The 654-nt window shown below is 57.5% G+C and carries 1 protein-coding gene; it reads left to right on the plus strand.

Annotated elements, in window-relative coordinates; translation table 11 throughout:
• On the plus strand, positions 1-654 hold a 654-nt coding region (locus tag EXE44_RS17730), incomplete at both ends, for a phage/plasmid primase, P4 family (protein WP_199241270.1).

The raw sequence follows: 654 nt of genomic DNA on the forward strand, positions 1-654 counted from the left end.
GAGGCGGCGTTTGGTGGCGGGCCGCCCGGAACCATTGCCACCAAGAGCGGGCTTCTGGACTTGGAGACGCGCGACTGTCGGCCGATTCAGCCGGACGATCGTGTTCGGTGGCGGCTGGATACTGAATATGACCCTGAAGCGGATTGCCCGCGTTGGAAGGCGTTCCTTGGTGACGTAGTTGAACCCGAATCAATCCCGCTCCTACAGGAGTACATCGGGTTTTGCCTACGTCATTGGGACTTACCGCGGAAGAAGTCCCTTATCCTGTTTGGGCCAACTGACGCCGGGAAGAGCGTGTTCTTAGACGTGGTTCGAGCGCTCTTCGGAGGTGACGACAGCGTTAGCACCTCAAGCACCTCAATCCAGTATCTGGCAAATGAGCGTTGGGGACCGGCGCGACTGGTGAACACGGCAATCAATATCCGGAACGATCTGGATAACTCAACCATTGAGAACACGGGGAAAGTCAAAGAGATAATCGCTGGTGACGCCTTGGACGCCGAGCGGAAACGGAAGCCGGTGTTCAAGTTTTCACCCACGACAAAGCATATCTTCGCGGCCAACCGTGCGCCGACCCGCGACGTTGATGACGATGGGTTTTGGAATCGGTGGCTCACCGTGTTCTTTCCGGAGAGTGTCCCCCGCGAGGAACAA

Origin of the sequence: Halorubrum sp. SS7 (assembly GCF_005435055.1) — an archaeon.
Taxonomy (GTDB): Archaea; Halobacteriota; Halobacteria; order Halobacteriales; family Haloferacaceae; genus Halorubrum; species Halorubrum salinarum.